The 21,544-nt window shown below is 74.5% G+C and carries 22 protein-coding genes; 15 read left to right on the top strand and 7 right to left on the bottom strand.

All coding sequences use genetic code 11. The features are described from left to right. Positions 1 to 18: 18 nt before the first annotated feature. From ABD230_RS13770 to ABD230_RS13755, 4 genes are all read left to right on the top strand, one after another. Positions 19 to 870 (top strand): ADP-dependent NAD(P)H-hydrate dehydratase, encoded by an 852-nt coding sequence (locus ABD230_RS13770; RefSeq protein WP_344375257.1) that lies wholly within the window; start codon positions 19 to 21, stop codon positions 868 to 870. 2 nt (positions 871 to 872) lie between these two features. Further along, entirely contained in the window at positions 873 to 2,147 is a 1,275-nt protein-coding gene (locus ABD230_RS13765; protein ID WP_344375253.1) for a glycosyltransferase 87 family protein, read from the top strand. Positions 2,148 to 2,187: 40 nt separating this feature from the next. Continuing rightward, positions 2,188 to 2,496 (top strand): thiamine-binding protein, encoded by a 309-nt coding sequence (locus ABD230_RS13760; protein WP_344375250.1) that lies wholly within the window; start codon positions 2,188 to 2,190, stop codon positions 2,494 to 2,496. Between the two features lie 85 nt (positions 2,497 to 2,581). Continuing rightward, positions 2,582 to 3,856 (top strand): MFS transporter, encoded by a 1,275-nt coding sequence (locus ABD230_RS13755; protein ID WP_344375248.1) that lies wholly within the window; start codon positions 2,582 to 2,584, stop codon positions 3,854 to 3,856. A 16-nt stretch (positions 3,857 to 3,872) separates the two neighbouring features. Here ABD230_RS13755 and ABD230_RS13750 read toward each other — a convergent pair whose 3' ends face one another. The 6 genes from ABD230_RS13750 to ABD230_RS13725 form a co-directional block, all read right to left on the bottom strand. After that, entirely contained in the window at positions 3,873 to 4,547 is a 675-nt protein-coding gene (locus ABD230_RS13750) for a response regulator (RefSeq protein WP_344375245.1), read from the bottom strand. 1 nt (position 4,548) lies between these two features. After that, positions 4,549 to 5,808: a hypothetical protein gene (locus ABD230_RS13745; protein ID WP_344375241.1), complete on the bottom strand. Its 1,260-nt coding sequence runs from the start codon at positions 5,806 to 5,808 to the stop codon at positions 4,549 to 4,551. Beyond that, positions 5,805 to 6,767 carry a sensor histidine kinase gene (locus ABD230_RS13740; protein ID WP_344375238.1) on the bottom strand — a complete coding sequence of 321 codons (963 nt, stop codon included), beginning with the start codon at positions 6,765 to 6,767 and terminating at the stop codon, positions 5,805 to 5,807. Before ABD230_RS13740 ends, ABD230_RS13745 begins: the two co-directional genes overlap by 4 nt. A gap of 307 nt (positions 6,768 to 7,074) precedes the next feature. Beyond that, entirely contained in the window at positions 7,075 to 8,283 is a 1,209-nt protein-coding gene (metX, locus tag ABD230_RS13735; RefSeq protein WP_344375234.1) for a homoserine O-acetyltransferase MetX, read from the bottom strand. 158 nt (positions 8,284 to 8,441) lie between these two features. Next, positions 8,442 to 9,767: a bifunctional o-acetylhomoserine/o-acetylserine sulfhydrylase gene (locus ABD230_RS13730; protein WP_344375231.1), complete on the bottom strand. Its 1,326-nt coding sequence runs from the start codon at positions 9,765 to 9,767 to the stop codon at positions 8,442 to 8,444. Between the two features lie 96 nt (positions 9,768 to 9,863). Further along, positions 9,864 to 11,126 carry an acyltransferase family protein gene (locus tag ABD230_RS13725; RefSeq protein WP_344375227.1) on the bottom strand — a complete coding sequence of 421 codons (1,263 nt, stop codon included), beginning with the start codon at positions 11,124 to 11,126 and terminating at the stop codon, positions 9,864 to 9,866. 70 nt (positions 11,127 to 11,196) lie between these two features. Between ABD230_RS13725 and ABD230_RS13720 the strand changes: the two genes are divergently transcribed. From ABD230_RS13720 to ABD230_RS13695, 6 genes are read left to right on the top strand one after another with little or no spacing between them, the layout of a single operon-like run. Further along, positions 11,197 to 11,985, top strand: coding sequence for an SDR family NAD(P)-dependent oxidoreductase (locus tag ABD230_RS13720; RefSeq protein WP_344375223.1), 789 nt, complete (start codon positions 11,197 to 11,199; stop codon positions 11,983 to 11,985). Next, positions 11,982 to 12,743: a potassium channel family protein gene (locus ABD230_RS13715; protein WP_344375220.1), complete on the top strand. Its 762-nt coding sequence runs from the start codon at positions 11,982 to 11,984 to the stop codon at positions 12,741 to 12,743. Before ABD230_RS13720 ends, ABD230_RS13715 begins: the two co-directional genes overlap by 4 nt. 10 nt (positions 12,744 to 12,753) lie before the next feature. Continuing rightward, the gene (locus ABD230_RS13710) at positions 12,754 to 13,278 is read left to right on the top strand and encodes a phosphoribosyltransferase (protein WP_344375219.1); all 525 of its coding nucleotides are present in this window, start codon (positions 12,754 to 12,756) and stop codon (positions 13,276 to 13,278) included. After that, on the top strand, positions 13,275 to 13,997 hold the full coding sequence (locus tag ABD230_RS13705) for a type 1 glutamine amidotransferase family protein (RefSeq protein ID WP_344375216.1): 723 nt from the start codon (positions 13,275 to 13,277) through the stop codon (positions 13,995 to 13,997). The genes ABD230_RS13710 and ABD230_RS13705 overlap by 4 nt, the downstream gene beginning before the upstream one ends. Next, positions 13,997 to 14,689 carry a uracil-DNA glycosylase gene (locus ABD230_RS13700; protein WP_344375213.1) on the top strand — a complete coding sequence of 231 codons (693 nt, stop codon included), beginning with the start codon at positions 13,997 to 13,999 and terminating at the stop codon, positions 14,687 to 14,689. Before ABD230_RS13705 ends, ABD230_RS13700 begins: the two co-directional genes overlap by 1 nt. Before the next feature lie 48 nt (positions 14,690 to 14,737). Then, entirely contained in the window at positions 14,738 to 15,316 is a 579-nt protein-coding gene (locus ABD230_RS13695; RefSeq protein WP_344375212.1) for a GNAT family N-acetyltransferase, read from the top strand. Positions 15,317 to 15,362: 46 nt separating this feature from the next. Here the strand turns inward: ABD230_RS13695 and ABD230_RS13690 are convergent, their stop codons facing one another. After that, positions 15,363 to 16,013 carry a hypothetical protein gene (locus ABD230_RS13690; RefSeq protein ID WP_344375210.1) on the bottom strand — a complete coding sequence of 217 codons (651 nt, stop codon included), beginning with the start codon at positions 16,011 to 16,013 and terminating at the stop codon, positions 15,363 to 15,365. Between the two features lie 54 nt (positions 16,014 to 16,067). On the opposite strand from ABD230_RS13690, the gene ABD230_RS13685 reads away from it, so the two are divergent. Genes ABD230_RS13685 through ABD230_RS13665 form a run of 5 tightly spaced genes read left to right on the top strand, consistent with a single transcriptional unit; the run spans position 16,068 to position 21,530 of the window. After that, positions 16,068 to 17,504, top strand: a complete 1,437-nt coding sequence (locus ABD230_RS13685; RefSeq protein WP_344375208.1) for an amidase — start codon at positions 16,068 to 16,070, stop codon at positions 17,502 to 17,504. 33 nt (positions 17,505 to 17,537) lie between these two features. Next, complete coding sequence (locus ABD230_RS13680; RefSeq protein ID WP_344375205.1) at positions 17,538 to 18,509, top strand: siderophore-interacting protein; 972 nt, start codon at positions 17,538 to 17,540, stop codon at positions 18,507 to 18,509. Beyond that, the gene (locus ABD230_RS13675) at positions 18,506 to 19,588 is read left to right on the top strand and encodes a FecCD family ABC transporter permease (protein ID WP_344375201.1); all 1,083 of its coding nucleotides are present in this window, start codon (positions 18,506 to 18,508) and stop codon (positions 19,586 to 19,588) included. Before ABD230_RS13680 ends, ABD230_RS13675 begins: the two co-directional genes overlap by 4 nt. After that, positions 19,588 to 20,670 (top strand): FecCD family ABC transporter permease, encoded by a 1,083-nt coding sequence (locus tag ABD230_RS13670; protein WP_344375199.1) that lies wholly within the window; start codon positions 19,588 to 19,590, stop codon positions 20,668 to 20,670. Before ABD230_RS13675 ends, ABD230_RS13670 begins: the two co-directional genes overlap by 1 nt. Then, on the top strand, positions 20,667 to 21,530 hold the full coding sequence (locus ABD230_RS13665; protein WP_344375194.1) for an ABC transporter ATP-binding protein: 864 nt from the start codon (positions 20,667 to 20,669) through the stop codon (positions 21,528 to 21,530). The genes ABD230_RS13670 and ABD230_RS13665 overlap by 4 nt, the downstream gene beginning before the upstream one ends. Positions 21,531 to 21,544: the final 14 nt, after the last annotated feature.

The raw sequence follows: 21,544 nt of genomic DNA, 5'->3' as shown, positions 1-21,544 counted from the left end.
CAACCTATCGTTGGGAACATGGGAACCGGCACGTGGCGCGAGTGGACCGCCGACGACGCATCCGAGTGGCTCAGCGCTCCGGGGGCCGATGACGACAAGTACCGTCGCGGGGTCCTCGGCGTCATCACCGGTTCGGCCGACTTCCCCGGTGCGGCGGTGCTCGGCGTCGAGGCCGCGCACCGCACCGGCGTCGGCATGGTGCGGTTCACGGGCCCGCGGGCGGTCCGGCAGGCCGTGCTGGCCGCGCGTCCCGAGACCGTCGCCGTCGCCGGCCGCGTCCAGGCGTGGCTCCTCGGGTCCGGCATGGACTCGTCCAACCGCTCGTTCATGCTCGCCGGCGAGTTGCAGCACGCGCTGGCGTCGGGACTGCCGGCCGTGCTCGACGCCGGCGGACTCGACCTCGTCGGCACCCACGTCGGCCCGACGGTCATCACGCCGCATTCGCGCGAGCTCGCGCGGCTCCTCAACGACCGCGACGTCGAGTGCACGCCCGAGGAGGTCGAGGCGGACCCGACCGGCTGGGCGGAGCGCACCGCCCACCGGCTCCGGGTCGCGGTGCTGCTGAAGGGCGCGGTGACGCACGTGTGCGACCCCGAGGGCACCGCGCTCACGGTGACCGCCGCGACGCACTGGCTGGCGAGCGCCGGGACCGGCGACGTGCTCGGCGGGATCATCGGCGCGCTCGCCGCCACGCACCACGACCGGCTCGCCGAGGAGGCCGGGGCGATCACGCGGCTCGCCGCGACCGCGGCCTTCATCCACTCCGAGGCCGCGCGGAGGGCGAGCGAGGCCTGGGCGGGCGGCCCGGTCACCGCGCTCGACATCGCGCAGGCCGTGCCGCCGGTCGTCGGCGGGCTCATCCGGCGCTGAACGTGCGCGGGCGGGACGGCATCGACGTCGCCGGGCGCCGCCCCGACACGGGGCACCGAGCCCGCGCCCTGCTGGGCGGCCGCGCCGCGCTCTGGATCGCCTTCCTGGTCGTGCACGCCGGCCTCGTGCTCCTGAACCTCGTCGCGCCCGGATGGCCGCTCGGCGACGTGACCGGCGTGTACCGGGTCTGGGCAGAGAACGCCCAGCAGGGCTGGCTGCGCATGGGGATCGACAGCCCGTGGGTATATCCCATCCTGGCCTTCGCCCCGATGACCGCGGCGCTCGCGCTGGGGTCCGCCTGGTACGGCCAGACGTGGCTCGTCATGGTCTCGGTGCTCGACGCGATCGCGTTCTCGGTGCTGATCGGGACCGGGACGATGTCGCGGCGTCGCCGCGCGGCGGCGTGGTGGTGGCTGGCGTTCCTCGCGATGCTCGGACCGATCGCACTCGGCCGCATCGACGCGGTGACGGTGCCGTTCGCGATCGTCGGGCTCCTGTGGGCGGCCGGCCGGCCGCGCGTCGCCGCCGTGCTCGTCACCGTCGCGACGTGGATCAAGGTGTGGCCGGCGGCGCTGGTCGCGGCGATGGTCGTCACGCTCCGACGGCGGTTCGAGGTCGCGACCGTGGCCGCGGCCCTGTCGGTGGGCATCCTCGCCGTGAGCCTGCTCGCCGGTGCGGGCGCGAACGCCCTCGGCTTCGTCGCCGAGCAGGCCGGCCGCGGGCTCCAGGTCGAGGCGCCCCTGGCCGTCGGCTGGCTCTGGTGGATCGTCGCGGGGACCGACGCGGCGACCATCCGGTACGACGAGGACATCCTGACCTTCCAGGTCGAGGGACCGGGGGTGGCGGCCGCGGCGTCGCTCACGACGCCCCTCATGGTGCTCGGCGTCCTCGCCGTGCTGGCGGTCGGCATCCGCGCGGCCCGCCGCAGCGCCCACGTCGTGGCGCTGCTTCCGCCGCTCGCCCTCGCCTTCACGACCGTCCTGATGCTCGCGAACAAGGTCGGCTCCCCGCAGTTCGCCACGTGGCTCGCGGCTCCCGTGGTGCTGGGCATCGCGCTCGGCGGGTCGCGGTTCGTCACGCCCGCAGCGCTCGCCGCTGCGGTCGCGGTGCTCACGCAGGTCATCTACCCGTACTGGTACGCGTGGCTGCTGATCGCGAATCCCGGATTCGTGCTGCTGCTCACCGTCAAGGCCGTGCTGCTCGTCGTGCTGCTGGGCTGGTCGGTCCGCGCCGTGTGGCAGGCTGGGAGCGTGCGGCGCCCGGCGGCGGCGCCCTGATCCGGCGCACGGCGCCGTCGACCCCCGAGGAGGGACTCGCATGCTGGTGGCGTTCTCGGTCGCACCGAGTGGCACGGGACGGAGCGACGGGTCGGTGCACGACGCCGTCGCGGCCGCGGTGCGGATCGTCCGCGAGTCGGGCCTGCCGAACCGCACGACCTCGATGTTCACCGAGATCGAGGGGGAGTGGGACGAGGTCATGCGCGTCGTGAAGGACGCCTGCGACGCCGTCGCCGACTACGGCTCGCGGGTCTCGCTGGTCCTGAAGGCCGACATCCGGCCCGGGTACTCGGGAGAGCTCGACGCGAAGCTCGACCGGCTCGAGGCGGCGATCGAGAACGACGGCTGAGCGGCGGCGCCGGCCGGCGCCGCCCCCGGTCGCGGCGGTCGCGGCCGGCTTGTCGAATCGATTCGATCCGTGCGATGATCGACCGGTGACCCCCGAGAACCACGGGCCGACGACGACGTCGCCGGCCCGCATCCGTTTCGCCCTCCTCGCGCTCGCGATGGGCGGCTTCGGCATCGGCGCGACCGAGTTCGTCGCCATGGGCCTCCTGCCCGACATGGCTGCCGACCTGCTGCCGGGCCTGTCGGCCGAGTCGGCGGATGCCGCGAACGCCGCCGCCGGGTGGATCATCTCCGCGTACGCGCTCGGCGTCGTCGTCGGGGCGCCGACCATCGCGGCCGCGGCGGCGCGCTGGCCGCGCAAGCGGCTCATCCTCGCCCTCCTCGCCGCATTCAGCCTCGGCACCATCGCCTCGGCGCTGCTGCCGACCTTCGAGCTCGTCGTCGCCGCCCGGTTCCTCGCCGCGCTGCCGCACGGCGCCTACTTCGGGATCGCCTCGCTCGTCGCCGCGAACCTCATGGGACCGGGCAAGCGCGCGCGGGGCGTCGCACTCGTGCTCTCGGGCCTCACGATCGCCAACGTCGTCGGCGTGCCGGCGATCACCTGGCTCGGCCAGCAGGCCGGATGGCGCATCGCCTACCTCGCCGTGGCCGGCATCTTCGTCGCGACCCTCCTCGCCGTCGCGGCCGCCGTCCCGTGGCAGCCGGGCGACCCCGGCGCGACCATCGGGCGCGAGCTGCGCATCTTCACCCGCACCCAGGCCTGGTTCGCGCTCGCGATCGGCGCGGTCGGCTTCGGCGGGCTGTTCTCGGTCTACAGCTACGTCGCGCCGCTCGCCACCGAGGTCACCGGGCTGCCGTCCGGTGCGGTGCCCGTCGTGCTCGTCGTCTTCGGCCTCGGCATGACGATCGGCAACCTCGTCGGCGGCCGCCTCGCGGACTGGAGCGTGCGCCGCTCCATGTACCTCTTCTTCGGCGTGCTCGCCGCCGCCCTCGTGCTGCTCGGCCTCACGGCGAGCCACCCGCTGGGGCTCGGCGCCGGCGTCTTCCTCGTCGGCGGCGCGGCGGCCGCGCTCTCGCCCACCATCCAGGCGCGGCTGCTCGACGTCGCGCGCGACAGCCAGTCGATCGCGGCCGCGCTCAACCACTCGGCGCTGAACATCGGCAACAGCGTCGGCGCCATCCTCGGCGGCGTGGTCATCGCCGCGGGGCTCGGGTACGTCGCGCCCGTCTGGGTGGGACTGCTCCTGACCGTCGCGGGCTCAATGCTCGCGCTCGGCACCTTCGCCCTCGACCGAGCCCGCCACCGTCGCGGCGTGCCGCTGCCCTCGGTGACCGGGGCCATCGGCGCGATCGGGGACTGACGCCGGCGGTTCCGGGCTACTCGGACTGCAGCAGGATGCCGTCGGCGATCGCCCGCTTGCGCAGCGCGACCTTCGTGCCCACGTCGAAGCCGGCGAGGCGGTACTTCTCGCGGATGCGCTTGAGGTAGCTCTTCGCCGTCTCCTCCGAGATGCCGAGCTGGAACGCGACCGCCTTCACCGGCTGGCCCGCACCGTACAGCGCCATGACCCGCCGCTCCTGGGCGCTGAGCCGTGGCGTGGCGGCGTCGCCGATCAGCGCCTCCTCGAGTTCGGCGGACAGGTACGTGTCGCCGTCCCGCGCGGCCTTGATCGCCTCGACGATCGTCTCGACCGGCTCCGACTTGACGAGGTAGCCGAGCGCGCCGGCGCCGAGCGCCTCGCGGACCACCGCGGGCTCGGAGTACGTGCTCATGAGCATCGTGCGGACACCGGCCGACTTCAACGTCGACAGCTTGATGGAGATCGGGATGTTGTCGCGCAGGTCGAGGTCGAGCAGCACGACGTCGACGGGGAACTCCGGGTGCGCGAGCAGCTCGGACCACGACGGCACCGCGGCGACGAGGTCGACGTCCGCCGTGGCGGCGCGCAACCACTCGGTCAGGGCGCCGAGCAGCATGCGATGGTCGTCGACGACGGCGAGTCGGATGGCCGGCAGGTCGGATCGGATGGGCGGCAGCTCGGGTTCGGGCACGTCATGCTCCCCTCGGGTTGACGGCGCTGGGCGGCGCCGGGTTGCGGACCGTGGGGTCGATCCGGCACTCGAGTGCGACCCGGAACCCCTCGGGCTCCGCGACGACCTCGCGTACACCGACATTATCGAGGGCATCCCATGCCGCTGCATCGACTCGGCGCGCCGTGAGGCCGGATACGTCGAGATCGATCACCACGCCGCCGCCCTCGTCCGCGTCCGCCGTCCCCCCGGCGGCGGCCCCGTCGGGCTCGGGCGCATCGGCCCCCCGGCAGTGCACGCGGACCTCGAGCGGCGGCTCGGTCGACTTCCGCCGGCGCTGCCCGGCGATGAGCCAGAGCGCCAGCAGGAGCCCCTCGCGCTGCGCCGGCCCGAGGAGCCCGGCGGTGCCGTGCGCGTCGTCGACCGACACCCGCCGGCTGAGGTACGCCGACTCGGTGACCGCGTGCCGCAGCCACGTGTCGGTGCGCCCCTCGATGAGACGGACGCGCAGGCGCGCCGCGAGCTCGCCCGCCCGCTCGGCGGCCTCCAGCAGCGATTCGGCGTCGAAGTCGAGCTCGGCCAGTTCCTCGGAGGCGCGCATGCCGACGGCGGAGCGTGACGTGGCGACGGTGGACTGCACGAGCGTCAGGTCGACCTCGCGCCCCACGAGGCGACGGAAGCCGCGCACGGCGATCGCGACGAGCACCGCGGGCACGACGGCCGTCGCGGCGACCGCGAGTCCGGCGACGGTCCACGGCCCCTGCACGAGCGCCGCCACCGCGAGTGCGAGGGCGATGGCCGACGAGGCCGCGACGGGTGTGCGGGTCTCGCGCAGCGCGGCCACGGGCAGCAGCAGGGCCGCGGCCGCGGGCGCCGCGGTCGGGGTGATGCCGAGGTGGAGCAGGCCGGCCGTGGCGACGATGTCGAGCCAGACCGGCACGACGAGCGCGACCAGGACGACGACGTAGGTCCAGTCGGCGACGCGCGTGAGTCCGCGGGTCGCGACGATCGTGGCGATCGCCACGACGCCGAAGGCGATCCACGCCGCCCCGGAGCCCGAGCCGGGCGGGAACAGCCCGATGAGGCCGATGGCGTGCGCGAGGTGGCCGAGCACGATGACGGATGCCGCGGCCGCCACCCCGGCGGCGAGGCGCCGCCCCCCGTGCGCGCTGCGGATGTCCTCGGCGGCGCGCGCGGATCGGCTCGGCCGGTGGAAGAGGATCTCGTGCGTCGTGTCGGGCGAGGGCGCGTCGCCCCGGTGCGTTCGTCGGAGGAGGCTCACGGCTTCGGCACCTCCAGCATGACCGTGGTGCCCGAGCCGGGCGAGCTGAACACCCGGGCGCGACCGCCGACGGCCTGGAGGCGGCCGACCACGGACTCCGCGAACCCGAGGCGGGCGGGGTCGACCGCCGCGGGCTCGAACCCCGCGCCCTGGTCGGTGACCATGGCCCGGACCGTGCGCTCGTCGTCGGTGACGGTGACGTCGGCGACCGTCACGCCGGCGTGGCGGCGCACGTTCTCGAGGCACTCGCCGAGCGCGCCGAGCAGCGCGTCGAGCGTGCCGCGGGGCAGCACGAGGTGGTTCGCCCCGTGCCAGTTGACCTCGAGGCCCATGCGTGCGAAGCGCTGGCGGACGGACTCGAACGTGGCGCCGAGCCCGTCGTCGTGCGAGTCCGGCGAGAAGATGGCGCTCGAGCCGTTGTCGAGGGGGGCGCCGAGGCGGAGTTGCTTGAGCAGGCGCGCGTCGTCGCCCGCCTGCTGCCGGAGCGCGCCGACGCCGACGCCGACGCCGGAGTGGGCGAGCAGGCTCAGCGTGGCGAGGACGGTGTCGTGGAGCACGCGGGCGTCCTGTCGCTGCTGCGCCTCCGACTCGCTCGCGAGCCGCTCGGCGCGGTGCGCGCGACCGACCTCCTCGATGCGCTCGGCGGCGCGCTCGATCGCGCGCGCGAGCCACGTGGCCACGATGACGCAGGCGATCCAGCCGGCGATGGTCGAGACGGCCACGAGCCGCATGTCGGCCCCGATCGCGGCCGACGCGCCGATGGCCGCGAGGGTCGCCGCGCCGGCGGCGACGATCACCGCGGGACCCGAGGGCCGCACCACCAGCGGGACCGCGAGCGCCGCGGTGGTGAGCGCGCCCGTCGCCGCCATGGCCGTGGCGGCCGCCGGGTCGACCGCCTGGTCGAGGCCGATCGTGAGCAGCAGGCCCGTCGCCGCGGCCATCGCGGCGAGGGTCGGCATGAGCGCCGCGCGCCGTGGCCAGGATGGCGAGCGCGCCGACGGCGACGGCCAGCGCCGCGGCGAGGGCGAACCGGGACTGCGGCACCGCACCGGGCACCACGAGGCATGCGAACGCGACGGACGCGCCGGTCAGGCTGCCGACTCGGGCGAGCCGGCGCAGCAGCCGGTCGCGCTCCTTGTCGATGCGTCGCATGCACCCCCCTCGGCCGCGTGCCCACCCGCGCCATGGCGGCTCCCTCGAAACTACCTCACAACGCCCCCCGGATGCGGGACAAGCCGCCTCAGGCGGACTCGGATGTCCGCTTCGTCAGGCGGCGAGCAGGCGCGAGATCCAGCCGCCGATGGCCGCATCCTCGATGAGGAACGCGTCGTGGCCGTAGTCCGAGCCCAGCACCGCCGGCTGCTCGCCGTGCACCGTCCGGCGGAGCGCCGACGCGATCTCGCGCTGGCCGTCCAGGGGGAAGTACCGGTCGCTGTCGATGCCGAGCACGAGCGTCGTCGCCTCGATCCGGTCGAGGGCGGCGGCCACGCCGCCGCGGCCGCGGCCGACGTCGTGGGAGTTCATCGCCTCGGTGAGGACGAGGTAGCTGTTCGCGTCGAAGCGACGCGTGAACTTGTTGCCGTGGAAGTCGAGGTACGACTCGACGGCGAACCGGCCGCCGCCGCCGAGCGGGTCGAGGTCCGACTGCCAGCTCCGCTCGAACCGGTGGTTGAGCTCGATCGGCGTGCGGTAGTTCAGCATCGCCATCCGGCGGGCGAGCGCGAGCCCGCGCGTGGGCCCCTCGCCGTCCGGTGCGTCGTAGTAGGCGCCGCCCCGGAACGCCGGATCGCTGCGGACCGCCTCGAGCTGCACGGAGTTCAGCGCGATCTGGTCGGCCGTGGCCGCCGCCGGCGCCGCGAGGACGGCGATGCGCTCGACCGCATCGGGCGCCATCAGGGCCCATTCGAGCACGTGCATGGCGCCCATCGAGCCGCCGACCACGGCCGCGAAGCGCTCGATGCCGAGCTCCCGTGCGAACGCCACCTGCGCGGCCACCTGGTCGCGGATCGTGACGAACGGGAACCGCGCACCCCACTCGACGCCGTCGGGCGCGACCGACGCCGGACCGGTCGAGCCCTGGCATCCGCCCAGCACGTTGGGTGCGACGACGAACCAGCGGTCGGTGTCGATCGCGCGACCGGGTCCGACCACGCCGGGCCACCAGCCCGGGCTGGCATGCCCGGGCCCGGACGGCCCGAGCACGTGGCTGTCGCCGGTCAGCGCGTGCAGCACGAGGATCGCGTTGTCGTGCCCGGGGGAGAGCTCGCCCCAGGTCTCGTACGCGATGCGGACGTCGGGCAGCTCCTGCCCGGACTCGAGCGCCAGCGCGCCGATCCGGGCGAAGCGGCGGTCGCCGACCGGGTCGCCCTCGCGCCAGGCGCCGGTCGCGGGCGCGCGGCTCGCGAGCTGGTGGGCGGCGCGCGCCTCGGGGACGATGCTCGCGGGCACCGTCTCCGCCGTCGTCTGCCAGTCCATGCCTCCGATTCTCCCCGAGGTGCGGGTCGCCCGGGCCACTGTTACGGCCCCGGCTCCCGGCCGCCGCGGCAGGCCCGGGTCGGACGGCCGAGGCGGCCCGGAGACGACGGATGCCGCGCCCCTCGCGGGACGCGGCATCCGTGTCGCTCGGACGGTCGCTACACGCGCGCCGCCTCCGAGGCGCGGCGCGCGGCGGCGAGGCCCGCCTCGAGGTCGGCCTTCAGGTCGTCGACGTTCTCGATGCCGACCGAGAGGCGCACGAGGCCCGGCGTGACGCCGGTCGTGAGCTGCTGCTCGGGGGTGAGCTGCGAGTGCGTCGTGGACGCCGGGTGGATGACGAGCGATCGCACGTCGCCGATGTTGGCGAGGTGGCTGAACAGCGAGAGGTTGTCGACGAGCGCGCGGCCGGCGTCGACACCGCCCTTGAGCTCGAACGAGAGCACCGCGCCGACCCCCTTGGGGGCGTACCGGTTCGCCGCCGCGTACCACGGGCTCGAGGGCAGTCCGGAGTAGTTCACGTGCGCGACGTCGGGGTGGCCGTCGAGCCACTCGGCGATCTCCTGCGCGTTCTGCACGTGGCGCTCGACGCGCAGCGAGAGCGTCTCGATGCCCTGGATGAGCTGCCAGGCGCTCGCCGGGGCGATCGAGGAGCCGAGGTCGCGCAGCAGCTGCACGCGCGCCTTGATGATGAACGCGAGCGGGTCGCCGACCGCGGCCGTGTAGCTCGCGCCGTGGTACGACGGGTCGGGCTCGGTGAGGCCGGGGAACTTCTCGACGTTCTTCGACCACTCGAAGCGGCCGCCGTCGACGATGACGCCGCCGATCACGGTGCCGTGGCCGCCGAGGAACTTGGTCGCCGAGTGGATGACGATGTCGGCGCCGTGCTCGAAGGGACGGATGAGGTAGGGCGTCGCGATCGTGTTGTCGACGATCAGCGGGATGCCGTTCTCGTGCGCGATGCCGGAGACGAGTTCGAGGTCGAGGATGTTGATCTTCGGGTTGCCGATGGTCTCGGCGAAGAAGAGCTTCGTGTTCGGGCGGACCGCGCGGCGCCACTCGTCGGCGTCGTCCTGGTTCTCGACGAACGTGGTCTCGATGCCGAGCTTCGCCAGCGTGTACTTGAACAGGTTGTACGTGCCGCCGTAGATCGAGCTCGACGAGACGATGTGGTCGCCCGCCTGCGCGATGTTCAGGACCGCGAAGGTCTCCGCCGCCTGGCCGGACGAGACGAGCAGCGCGCCCGAGCCGCCCTCGAGCGCCGCGAGGCGCTCCTCGACGACCGCCTGCGTCGGGTTCATGATGCGCGTGTAGATGTTGCCGAACTCGGCGAGCGCGAAGAGGTTCTGCGCGTGCTCGGCCGAGTCGAAGACGTACGAGGTGGTCTGGTAGATCGGCGTCGCCCGGGCCTTGGTCACGGGGTCGGGCGCGGCGCCCGAGTGGACCTGCTTGGTCTCGAAGCGCCAGTCGGCGGTCTGGTCGGCCATGTGGGACTCCTTCGCGGTCGGAGTGCGGTCCCCCCGCATCCGTCGCCCACCGTACGTCCGCGTGCGCGACCCCTCAACGGATGCCGCAACACGGCGTCATGCGCGCGAGCCGGGCTCCCCGCCGTCGGGGTCGCCGGGCCCGTCCGCCGCGTCGCCCGCGGCGCCGTCCCGGGCGTCGGCGGCAGGTGCTCCGGTGTCCGCCGCCGGCGGTGGCGGCGGGAGGTCCGGCGTCCGCCGGGTCGACGGGAGGGGCGGCAGCGCGTCCTCGGGGAGGACGATCGTGCCGGTCGCCGTCGCCGGCTCGGGCCGGAACAGCCACCTGGCCCGCGGCTCGACGAGCGGCCGGAACACGCGGCGCACCGGATTCAGCGAGAGCACGACCGAGACGCCGACGCAGAAGACGATCATGGCCGGCAGCACCCACCACGGCTGGTCGCCCTCGAGCAGCGGCGTCTCGCGCAGCGGGAAGAGCACGAAGGAGTGCAGGAGGTAGATGTACATCGTGGCGCTGCCGAACGCCGTGAACCACGTCGTCCGCCTCGGCATCAGGATGAGGAAGGCGACGGCGAGGAGCAGCGCGAGCAGCAGCAGGAACAGCCGGATCGCGCCCGACCACGGCTCGTCGTAGCCGATGGCGACGTACGACTCGTCGTAGAGCATGAAGCGACGCAGCCGCAGGTCGCGCCAGGTCTCGATCGCGGCGGGCAGTGCGACCAGCAGGACCGCGAACAGCGCGATCGCCCCCGCGCGCCAGCGCCAGGTCGCGGCGGTCGAGAGCTCCAGCCAGCGATCGGTGATGCGCCACTGGCGCAGCTTCCAGCCGAACACGAAGAAGGGCAGCATGCCGAACGTGCGGGTCAACGCGAGCGTCGAGTCGATCTCGGTCGTGTAGCCGGCACCGATCGAGATGACGATGGCGATGATCAGCGGGTAGCGCAGCAGCACCAGGTACGGGAGCACGATCCGCCAGATCGCCAGCGCGATGAGGAACCACAGCGTCCACGACGGCGAGGTGTAGTCGAGCACGACGTTCCAGCCGAGCAGCGCCTTCAGCGCCGTCCAGATCGTCTCGAAGATCAGGTAGGGGAAGACGATGTCGGTGAGGATCTGCCGCATGGCCCGGGCGTTCGGCGGACCGGACTTGGCGAAGTACCCGGACACGGTCACGAACACGGCGACGTGGAAGGAGTAGATGAAGAGGTAGAAGCTGTACGCGACGTCGTCCTCGGCGATGAGCGGCAGGATGCCGTGGCCCACCACCACGAGGGTGATCGCGATCCACCGCGCGTTGTCCCAGAGCGGGACGCGGCGCTTGCGATGCGGCGGCCGGTGAGCGCGTGGCTGGGTCGTCGGATCCATCCGCCCATTCTCCCGCACCGCGTGCTCCGGCGGTCGGAGCGGCGGGGCGCATCGGTGCAGAATGGGCCGCATGGATCGGTTGCGCGCAGTCGTCACGGGAGCGAGTTCGGGGATCGGGGCCGCCACGGTGCGGGGTCTGGTCGCCGCGGGCTGGGAGGTCGTGGCGGTCGCCCGCCGGGAGGACCGGCTCGCCGCGCTCGCCGAGGAGACCGGTGCCGAGCCGTTCGTGGCCGACGTGACCGACGACGCGTCGGTGGCGGCGCTCGCGAGCCACCTCGCCGCCACGGGCGGGGTGCACGCGCTCGTGAACAACGCGGGGGGCGCGAAGGGCCTCGCGTCGGTGGAGGATTCCGACCTGGCGGACTGGTCGTGGATGTTCGAGGTGAACGTGCTGGGGCTCAAGCGCGTGACGAGTGCGCTGCTGCCGCTGCTGCGGCGCGGCGCGACGGAGCGGGGCGTCGCCGACCTGGTCAACGTGACCTCCATCGCCGGCCACACCGCGTACGCGGGCGGTGGCGGCTACAACGCCGCCAAGTTCGCCGCGCACGCCGTGACGGAGGTGCTGCGGCTCGAACTGAACGGCGAGCCGATCCGCGTCGTCGAGGTCGCCCCGGGCATGGTGCGGACGGACGAGTTCGCGCTCGTCCGGTTCGGCGGCGATCGCGAGCGCGCCGACGCGGTCTACGAGGGGGTGCCCGAGCCGCTCGTCGCGGAGGACATCGCCGGCGTCATCGTCGACGCGATCGCCAAGCCCCGCCACGTCGACCTGGACCTCGTGATCGTGAAGCCCGTGGCGCAGGCCGCCCCGTACCGGCTCGCGAAGGGGCCGCTCGTCGTGAAGGACGGGCCGGGCGCATGAGGATCGGTCGCGTCGAGCGTCGGCAGCACTGGGTCGAGCGCACCTCCGCAGTGCTCGCGGTCCTCGGGTTCCTCTTCGTCGCGGCCTACACGGTCAGCGTGCTCGTGCCGGAGTTCGCCCACGAGTGGCGGCACGCCTTCAACGCGATCTTCGTCGTCACGTGGATCGCGTTCCTCGCCGACGTCGTCGTGCGCCTCGTGCTCACGCCCGCGGGCCGGCGGTGGCACTACACGTGGCACCACCCGATCGAACTCCTCTCCGCGGTGCTGCCGGTCTTCCGCGCGCTCCGCGCGGTCGCGCTCCTCCGGCACCTGCCGGTGCTCCAGCGCCGCACACCCGACGCGGTCAGGGCGAACTTCGTCGTCGCCGCGGTGCTCTACGCCGCGATGTACGTCTTCTTCCTCGCGCTCGCGACGCTGCAGGCCGAGCGGGACGCGCCCGGGGCGACGATCACGAACTTCGGCGATGCCCTGTGGTGGGCGGTCGTCACCCTCACGACCGTCGGCTACGGCGACACCTACCCGGTGACCACGCTCGGGCGCATGTGGGCGGTGTTCCTCATGGTCGGCGGCATCGCGATCGTCGGCGTCGCGTCGGCGACCATCATCTCCGTGCTGAACGAGCGGCTGAACGCCATCCGCAGCGGACACCCGTCGGACGCGCCCCTGCTGGCCGAGCACGAGGGGCTGGTCGGCGGCGACGTCAGGGGCGGCCGCGGGGACGACGACGCGGACGACGGTGCCGACGACGACCGATAGCCTTGCGGGCATGACGTTCGACGCGAATGACGCCGCGGCCGGCGGCGACGGGATCCGACGCGAGATCCTGACCTGGGACGACTTCGGCGACGCGGCGCGCTCGCTCGCCGGCGACGTGCTGGGCTCGGGCTTCCGGCCCGACGTGGTGATCGCCATCGCGCGCGGCGGGCTGCTGCTCGCGGGCGCCATCGCGTACGCCCTGGGCACCAAGTCGTGCGGCTCGATCAACGTCGAGTTCTACACCGGCGTCGACCAGCGCCTGCCGGAGCCCGTGCTGCACCCGCCCATGCTCGACGCACCGGCCCTCGCGGGCCGCCGCGTGCTGCTCGTCGACGACGTCTCCGACTCCGGCCGCACGCTCCGCAAGGTCGTCGACCTGCTCGGCGAGGCCGGGGCGGAGGTGCGCACCGCGACGCTGTACACGAAGTCGCACACGGTGCTCGCGCCGGACTACGACTACCGCCGCACGGACGACTGGATCGTCTTCCCCTGGTCGGCGCTGCCGCCTGTCGAGGCGCCGGAGGCGGACCGGTGAGCGTGCACCTCGTCGGCGGCGGGTGGGACCCGTCGCACGCGGCATCCGTCTACGCCCCGTTCCTCGCCGAGGCGGCCGAGGTCGCCGGGCGCGCGGGCGCCGATCGGCCGCGCATCGCCGTGCTCGTCGTCGCGCCCGACCGGGAGGCCGCCGCGCTCGCCGAGCGCTGGCGCGCGGTGCTCGACTCGGTGGCCGACGTGGAGGTCGCCGTGACCGTGGTGCCGGAGGACGGCGCCTTCGCCCTCGAGGCCCTCAACGGCGCGCACGGCGTGCTCGTCGGCGGCGGGCTCACGCCCGCGTATCGTCGTGCCGTCGAGCCCGTCGCGGGCGAACTCCGGCGCCGCACGGCGTCGGGCGAGCCCTACCTCGGCTTCTCCGCCGGCGCATCGATCGCCTCCGACGCCGCCCTCCTCGGCGGCTGGCGCATCGGCGGCGTCGCCGTGGCGCCCGAGGAGGCGGGGGAGGACCTCGACGAGGTCACCGTCGAGGCCGGCATCGGCCTCGTGGATCTCACGATCGACTGCCACGCGGCGCAGTGGGGCACGCTCACGCGGCTCATCGCCGCGACCGAGGCGCGGCTCGTCGACGGCGGCATCGCGATCGACGAGGACACGCTGTTCACGATCGGGACCTCGGGGCTGCGGGTCGCGGGCGCCGGCAGCGTGTGGAGTGTCACCGGCGACGGCGACGGGGTCTCCGTCCGGAGCATCTCCGGCTGATGGCGCGCACGCTCCCCGAACTCGCCGAGGCGGGCCTCGTCGACGCGACGTGGGCCGACGCCCTCGAGCCGGTCGCCGCCGACATCGCGCGGATGGGCGACGTGCTGCGCGCCGAGGTCGCCGCGGGCCGCGGGTACCTGCCCGCGGGCGACGCGGTGCTGCGCGCCTTCCGCCAGCCGGTGCCGGACGTGCGCGTGCTCATCGTCGGCCAGGACCCGTACCCGACGCCCGGCCATCCGATCGGCCTCTCGTTCGCCGTCGAGCGGCACGTGCGCCCGTTGCCCCGCAGCCTCGTGAACATCTACCGCGAACTCTCCGAGGACCTGGGCGTGCCGCCGGCGCCGCACGGCGACCTCGGCGCGTGGAGCACGCACGGGGTCATGCTCCTGAACCGGGTGCTCACGGTCCGTCCGGGAACCCCGGCCTCGCACCGCGGCATGGGGTGGGAGCGGGTCACCGACCACGCGATCCGCACGCTCGTCGCGCGCGGCGGACCGCTCGTCGCGATCCTCTGGGGCCGCGACGCGCAGTCGCTGGCTCCGCTGCTCGGCGACGTGCCGCGCATCGAGTCCGTGCACCCGAGCCCGCTCTCGGCGAGCCGGGGCTTCTTCGGCTCGCGGCCGTTCAGCCGCGCGAACGAGCTGCTCGTAGCGCAGGGCGGCGAGCCCGTCGACTGGTCGATCCCGGCCTGACGCGGCGGACGTCATCCGTTCGCAACGTCACGCGCGTAGCATGGCGGAATGCTCGAGGAGGAATACCAGACGCGCCGGGTGCTGCCGAGGCACCTCCGGAAGACCGAAGCTCCCGAGTCGCCGTTCTCGTTCGAGATCCGCCCGGCCCGCCCGGCGGACCTGCCCGCGGTGCGCGAGATCTACAACTACTACGTCGCGAACTCGACGGTGACCTTCGACGAGGACGCGATGTCGCTGCGCGAGTGGAAGCAGAAGTACGCCTACCTGCACCGGCTCGGCATGCCGTTCCTCGTCGCCGAGGCACCGACGGGGCAGCTGCTCGGGTACGCGCTCGTGACGCCCTGGAAGCAGAAGCGCGCCTACCGGTACACGGTCGAGAACTCGATCTACCTCGGCCCCGCGGCGTCCGGCAAGGGGCTCGGGAAGGCGCTGCTCGGCGCCCTCATCGACGCGTCGCGCGAGGCCGGAATGAAGGAGATGATCGCGGTCATCGCCGACCAGGGCGCCGAGGCGTCGATCGCGCTGCACGAGCGGTTCGGCTTCACCGAGATCGGCCGCATGGGCCGCGTGGGCTTCAAGTTCGACCGCTGGCTCGGCACCGTCCTGCTGCAGAAGACGCTGAAGTAGCGGATGCCGCGGTCGGCGACGCTCCTATGGATGTCGAGCCGGGTGTTCAAGGAGAGTCGAGCAGCAGCTCGACGCCGCCGTACAGCGCAGGCAGGGCGAACGCGACGAACAGGCCCGCGGCGCCGAACAGTGCCGGATGCGCGAGCCCGATCACGGTGCGGCGCAGCCCGGGGCGCCCGGCGAGCATCGCCTCGGGCACCCCGTCGGCGGCGGGCGCCTCGCGCCAGCCGCGCACGCGCGAGAGGAACCAGGCGCACCGGAGCACGAACGCGGCCCACAGGATGCCGACCACGGTCGGCACGATCACGAGCATGATGTCGAGGCCGACGCCGACGATGTCCGCCTCGCGCCCCTCGGCGGCCAGCTGGATCACCGCCGAGATCGCGGCGCCGACGACGACCGAGAGGCTCCAGGCGACCACGCCGATGACGAGCGCCAGGTAGCGGATCGCGAAGTGGCCGAACACCGACGACATCTCGTCGAACCGCCGACGGGGCGTGGCCTGCAGCACGGTGACGGTCGCGGCCAGCGACGGCGCCACGAGCAGCGCGAGCAGGACGCCGAGCAGCCAGGCCGGCCAGCCGGCGGCGATGCCCGCGGCGGCCGCGATCCCGAGCGCGACGCTCCAGGCGGCGCCCCACGCGAGCGGATGCCGCGCCACGGCACCGGCGATGCGCGTGCCCGTCACCCCCGCCACGCGCGCCACTCTACCCGGGTGCTGCGCGGCGCCCGCGGTGCGTAGGCTCGGGTCGTGGCCGACCTGCACGAGGACCTGCACGAGTACACGGCGCTGGAGCTCCACCAGCTCCTGCAGCGCGGCGAGGTGACCCCGGTCGAGGCGACCGAGCACTACCTCGCCCGCATCGATCGCCTCGACCCGGAGGTCGGTGCCTTCGCGGTGGTGACGCCGGAGGCCGCGCGCGAGCGGGCCGGGCTCGTGGAACGCGAGGTGGCGCACGCGGCGCCGCTCTGGGGCATGCCGCTCGCGGACAAGGACCTGCACCCCCGCGCGGGCGTGCCCACGGCGTTCGGATCGCGGGCCTTCGCGGGGGAGGTGCCCGACGAGTCGGACGACGTCGTCCGGGCGGTCGACGACGCGGGTGCCGTGAGCCTCGGCAAGACCGCGACGCCCGAGTTCGGGCTGCCGTCGTACACCGAGCCGCTCGCCGGGCGGCCCGCACGCAACCCCTGGGATCCGGCGCTGGGGGCCGGCGGCTCGAGCGGCGGCGCGGCCGCGGCGGTCGCCGCCGGGCTCCTGCCGTTCGCGCCCGGCAGCGACGGCGGGGGATCGATCCGCATCCCCGCCGCGTCGTGCGGCCTCGTCGGCGTGAAGCCGTCGCGGGGGCGCGTGCCCTCGGGGTCCGGCATCGACCGGCTCGCCGGACTCGGCGTGGTCGGCCCGCTGGCGCGCACGGTCGCCGATGCGGCGCTGCTGCTCGACGGACTCGTCGCGCCGCGCGGCTACCCGGCGCGGCATCCGTTCGCGCTGCGCGCGCCGGGGGAGGACGGGCCGTACCTCGGCGCGGCGATCCGGGGGGAGGGGCGCTTCCAGGTCGGCGTGCTGCGCGACACGCCGTGGGACGACTTCACCGAGATCCGGGTCGACGAGGAGCCGCGTGCGGCGCTCGATCGCGCGATCGGCCTGCTCGACCGGCTCGGCCACGGCGTCGACGAGCTCGCGCCGGCTCCCGAGCCCGGGTACCCCGACGCGTTCCGCACGATCTGGCAGGCGGGCGCCGCGGGGATCCCGATGCCGGACGACGAGGAGGGTGCGCTCGAGCCGCTCACCCGCTGGCTGGTCGGCCGCGGTCGGGAGCGGACGGCGGGCGAGCTCGCCGAGGCGCTGGGGTGGCTCGCGGGGTTCGAGCGGCGGACGATCGCGCGCTTCGCGGCGGTCGACGTCGTGCTCACGCCGGCGCTCGCCATGACGCCGCGACCGGTCGGCTGGTACGACCCGGAGGACGCGGAGGAGAACTTCGCCCAGCAGGTCCGGTTCACGCCGTTCACGTCGTTCGTGAACGTCGCAGGGCTTCCCGCGCTCACCCTGCCGGTGCACGACACCGACGGGGGGCTGCCGATCGGCGTGCAGCTGATCGGTCGCCCGGGCGGCGAGGCGACGCTGTTCGCGGTCGCGGCGCAGCTCGAGCGGGCCGCGCGACGCGGCCGGCGGCGGCCGCCGCTCTGGTGACGGATGCCGCGAGCGCTGTGCAAGACTTAGGTAATGCTTACCTCACTCGCCGAGTCCTCCGCGCCCGCACGACCGCGTCCGGCCTACCGCGGATTCCGTGCGAGCGTCGCCCGGGTGCGCCGGCTCACGCCGCACTTCACGCGCGTCACCTTCTCGGGCGAGGAGCTCGCCGGCTTCGGCACCGCCGGCCTCGACCAGCGGGTCAAGGTCGTGCTGCCGCTTCCGGAGTCCGGGTTCGCGCACTTCCCCGACGGCGAGGACTGGTACGCCGCGTGGCGCGACCTGCCCGCCGATCGCCGCAACCCCTTCCGGACCTACACCATCCGCGCCGTCCGTCCCGAGGCGCGCGAGGTCGACATCGACTTCGTCGCGCACGGCGACGCCGGACCCGGCTCGGCGTGGGCCGAGCTCGCGCGCCCCGGTGACGAGATCGTGCTGGTCGGCCCCGACGAGCTGAGCGAGGGGCGCACGATCGGCATCGACTGGCGCCCCGGTGCGGTCGACACCGTCCTGCTCGCGGGGGACGAGACCGCGGCACCGGCGATCTGCGCCATCCTCGAGGCCCTGCCGGCCGATGCCGAGGGCGCCGCGATCATCGAGGTGCCCTCCGCCGCCGACGCGCTCGAGGTCGCGGCGCCCGACGGCGTCGAGGTGCGCTGGCTGCCCCGCACCGAGGCGCAGGGGCACGGCGAGCGGCTCGTCCCGGCGGTCCGCGACTGGGTCGCGCGCACGTGCTGGCTGCGCGAGTGCGCCGAACCCGCGACGGCGGCGACGGAGGCCGCCCGACGGACCGTCGCCGAGCTCGAGGCGGCGGCCGACGCCGACGGCGTCCTCTGGGACGTGCCGGAGGGCACGAGCCTCGACGGCGACTGCTACGCCTGGCTCGCCGGCGAGGCATCCGTGATCACCGCGCTCCGGCGCTTCCTCGTCCGCGAGGCGGGCCTCGACCGGCGCCAGGTCGCGTTTATGGGCTACTGGCGGCAGGGCCGCGCCGAAGCGGCGTGAACGCGGCACCGGTCCGGGCGGCGGTCCCGTCGCCGGCCGTGGCGCGCGCGGCGCGCACCGGCGTCGGGCGACACGGCGTTCCGGCGGAGGGGCGTCGGGCCCGGCGCGGCGTCGCCGTGCTGGCCGGGAGCGCGGCCGTCCTGCTCGTGATCGTCGCCGCGAGCCTCGTGCTCGGCGTGCGGACGATCGACCCGGGCGAGGTCTGGCACGCGCTGGTCTCGCCGGACCTCGCCGACCCCGACCAGGCCGTCGTGGTGCAGCTGCGGATCCCGCGGACCGTGATCGGCCTCGCCGCCGGCGCAGCGCTGGGGCTCGCCGGCACCCTCATCCAGGGCGTGACCCGCAACCCGATCGCGGACCCCGGCCTGCTCGGCATCAACGCCGGCGCATCGCTGGCCGTCGTGCTCTGCATCTCGCTGCTCGGCGTGACGGCCCCGCTCGGCTTCATCTGGTTCGCGTTCGCGGGCGCGACGATCGCGGCTGCCGTGGTGTTCGCGATCGGCGGCGCACGGCCGGTGCGCCTCGCGCTGGTCGGGGCGGCGGTGACGGCGCTGCTCACGCCGCTCATCGCGCTCGTCCTGCTGCGCGACACCGAGGCGTTCAACCAGTACCGGTTCTGGGCGGTCGGCTCGCTCACGGGACGCGACCTGTCGACCGTCGCGGTGCTCTGGCCGTTCCTGGTGGTCGGCACCGTGCTCGCGGCGCTCCTCGCGCACCGCTTCAACCTCCTGGCGCTCGGCGACGACGTCGCCGCCGCCCTCGGGCAGCGCGTCGGGATCACCCGCGCCGTCGCCGGGCTCGCGCTCGTCCTGCTCTGCGGGACCGCGGTCGCGTTCGCCGGGCCGATCGCGCTCGTCGGGCTCGTCGTGCCGCACGCGGCTCGCCGCCTCGCCGGCAGCGACTACCGCTGGATCACGGCCCTCGCGGTCCTGCTCGGACCGATCATGCTGCTGTCCGCCGACGTGATCGGGCGACTCGTCGTGCCGAACGCCGAGCTCGAGGCGGGCGTGGTCGCGGCATTCCTCGGCGCGCCGGTGCTCATCGCCATCGCGCGGAGCCGACGGGTGGCGGGGCTCTGATGGCGGGGTCACGGGTCGTCGGCGGCCCCGCGGCGCCGGGCGGCGTCCCCGCCTCCGGTGCGGACGCCGCCCGGATCGCCGCCGTCCGCGGCGCGGACCGACGGCGCCGCGCGGCGGTCGTCCTCGCCGGCTCGGCCGCCGCGGCCGCCATCGCGCTCGCCGCACTCTCGTTCGGCGCGGCCGGGGTGACGCCGGAACGCGTGCTGGAGGTGCTGCTCGGCGGGGGCGATCGCATCGACCGCTTCGTGGTCCTCGACCTGAGGCTCCCGCGCATCGTCGCCGCGCTCGTCGTCGGCATCGCGTTCGCGCTGGCCGGTGCCGTCTTCCAGTCGACGCTGCGAAACCCGCTCGCCAGCCCCGACATCCTCGGCGTCTCCGCGGGGGCGAGCCTCGGCGCGGTGTGGGCGATCCTCGGGCTCGGCGCCGGCGGCGCGATCGTCGCGGGCTTCGCGTTCGGCGGCGGGCTCGTCGTCGCGGTCGTGATCTGGCTCGCCGCGTGGCGGCAGGGCCTGCACGGCGTGCGGTTCGTGCTCGTCGGCGTGGGAATGGCGTACCTCTGCGGGTCCACGGTCGCGTGGCTGCTCGCGCGCGCCGAGGTGCGCGAGGCCCAGACCGCCCTGCACTGGACGGTCGGCAGCGTATCCGACGTCCGAGGCGAGGAGTTGTGGATCCTCGCGGCCGGGACCGCGGCGTGCGCCGCGCTCCTCACGCTCCTCGGGCGGACGCTGCGCCCGCTGGCGCTCGGCGACGACCACGCCCGCGCGCTCGGGGTCCGCGCGGACGGCGCGCGCGTCGCACTGCTCCTGGTCGCCGTGGCGCTCGTCGCGCTCGCGACGTCGGTCGCCGGGCCCATCGCGTTCGTCGCCCTGATCGCCCCCGCCGTCGCCCGACGGCTCGTGGGCGCCGGGGGTGCGGCCGTCGCCGCGGCCGCGGTCGTCGGCGGCGTGCTGACGCTCGGCGCCGACGTGGCCGGCCAGTTCGCGATCCCCGGCTTCACCGCGCCGCTGGGCATCGTGACCGGCGTGATCGGCGCCCCGTACCTGCTGTGGCTCCTGGCCCGGACCGAGAGGAGCCGTGCATGAACCCACGTCCGTCGCCGTCGCCGTCGTCGTCGGCGCCCTCGCCCGTGGCTGCCGGCGCCCGGGGGCTCGTCGCCGAGGGCGTGAGCCTCGGCTACGACGGCCGGCGCGTCATCGACGGGCTCGACCTCGCGATCCCGTCCGGCCGCATCACGGCGATCGTCGGCCCGAACGCGTGCGGCAAGTCGACGCTGCTGCGAGGGCTCGCCAGGCTGCATCCGCTCGAGGCGGGCCGCGTCGTGCTCGACGGCCGGGACGTCTCGCGGATGCCGCGTCGCGACGTCGCGCGTCTCGTCGGCGTCCTGCCGCAGACCTCCGTCGCCCCCGACGGCGTGCGCGTCGCCGACCTCGTGGCGAGGGGCCGGTTCCCGCATCAGGGCTGGTTCGGACGGCACTCGAGCGACGACGACGAGGTGGTCGCCGAGGCGCTGGCCGCGACCGGCATCGCCGACCTCGCCCGGCGTCCGATCGACGAGCTCTCCGGCGGGCAGCGCCAGCGCGTCTGGATCGCGATGGTGCTCGCCCAGCAGACCGACCTCGTGCTGCTCGACGAGCCGACCACGTTCCTCGACGTCGCGCACCAGCTCGAGCTCCTCGACCTCCTCACCGCCCTCAATCGCGAACGGGGCACGAGCGTCGTCATGGTGCTGCACGAGCTGAACCTGGCCGCGCGGTACGCCGATCACCTCGTGGTGATGTCGGCGGGGCGGATCGTCGCGGAGGGCGAGCCGGAGGCCGTGCTGACCGCCGGCACCGTGCGCGAGGCGTTCGGCCTCGAGGCGCACGTCATCCCCGACCCCGTGTCGGGCGGGCCGCTCGTGGTGCCGATCGGGCGGTTCCACGCACTCGACGACCGAGGGTGACGCGTTGTCTGCGA

This window comes from Agromyces tropicus, from assembly GCF_039531345.1.
Classification (GTDB): domain Bacteria; phylum Actinomycetota; class Actinomycetes; order Actinomycetales; family Microbacteriaceae; genus Agromyces; species Agromyces tropicus.
Note: the sequence above shows the minus strand (reverse complement) of the source record. Positions and strands in the feature narration are given on the sequence as shown.

Excerpts from the sequence above, each read along its gene's own strand:
- ABD230_RS13715 (WP_344375220.1), top strand. The coding sequence starts at position 11,982 with ATGAGGATCGGTCGCGTCGAGCGTCGGCAGCACTGGGTCGAGCGCACC.
- ABD230_RS13760 (WP_344375250.1), top strand. The coding sequence starts at position 2,188 with ATGCTGGTGGCGTTCTCGGTCGCACCGAGTGGCACGGGACGGAGCGAC.
- ABD230_RS13710 (WP_344375219.1), top strand. The coding sequence starts at position 12,754 with ATGACGTTCGACGCGAATGACGCCGCGGCCGGCGGCGACGGGATCCGA.
- ABD230_RS13695 (WP_344375212.1), top strand. The coding sequence starts at position 14,738 with ATGCTCGAGGAGGAATACCAGACGCGCCGGGTGCTGCCGAGGCACCTC.
- ABD230_RS13670 (WP_344375199.1), top strand. The coding sequence starts at position 19,588 with ATGGCGGGGTCACGGGTCGTCGGCGGCCCCGCGGCGCCGGGCGGCGTC.
- metX (WP_344375234.1), bottom strand. The coding sequence starts at position 8,283 with ATGGACTGGCAGACGACGGCGGAGACGGTGCCCGCGAGCATCGTCCCC.
- ABD230_RS13700 (WP_344375213.1), top strand. The coding sequence starts at position 13,997 with ATGGCGCGCACGCTCCCCGAACTCGCCGAGGCGGGCCTCGTCGACGCG.
- ABD230_RS13730 (WP_344375231.1), bottom strand. The coding sequence starts at position 9,767 with ATGGCCGACCAGACCGCCGACTGGCGCTTCGAGACCAAGCAGGTCCAC.
- ABD230_RS13725 (WP_344375227.1), bottom strand. The coding sequence starts at position 11,126 with ATGGATCCGACGACCCAGCCACGCGCTCACCGGCCGCCGCATCGCAAG.
- ABD230_RS13665 (WP_344375194.1), top strand. The coding sequence starts at position 20,667 with ATGAACCCACGTCCGTCGCCGTCGCCGTCGTCGTCGGCGCCCTCGCCC.
- ABD230_RS13770 (WP_344375257.1), top strand. The coding sequence starts at position 19 with ATGGGAACCGGCACGTGGCGCGAGTGGACCGCCGACGACGCATCCGAG.
- ABD230_RS13740 (WP_344375238.1), bottom strand. The coding sequence starts at position 6,767 with ATGCCGACCCTCGCCGCGATGGCCGCGGCGACGGGCCTGCTGCTCACG.
- ABD230_RS13680 (WP_344375205.1), top strand. The coding sequence starts at position 17,538 with ATGCTTACCTCACTCGCCGAGTCCTCCGCGCCCGCACGACCGCGTCCG.
- ABD230_RS13720 (WP_344375223.1), top strand. The coding sequence starts at position 11,197 with ATGGATCGGTTGCGCGCAGTCGTCACGGGAGCGAGTTCGGGGATCGGG.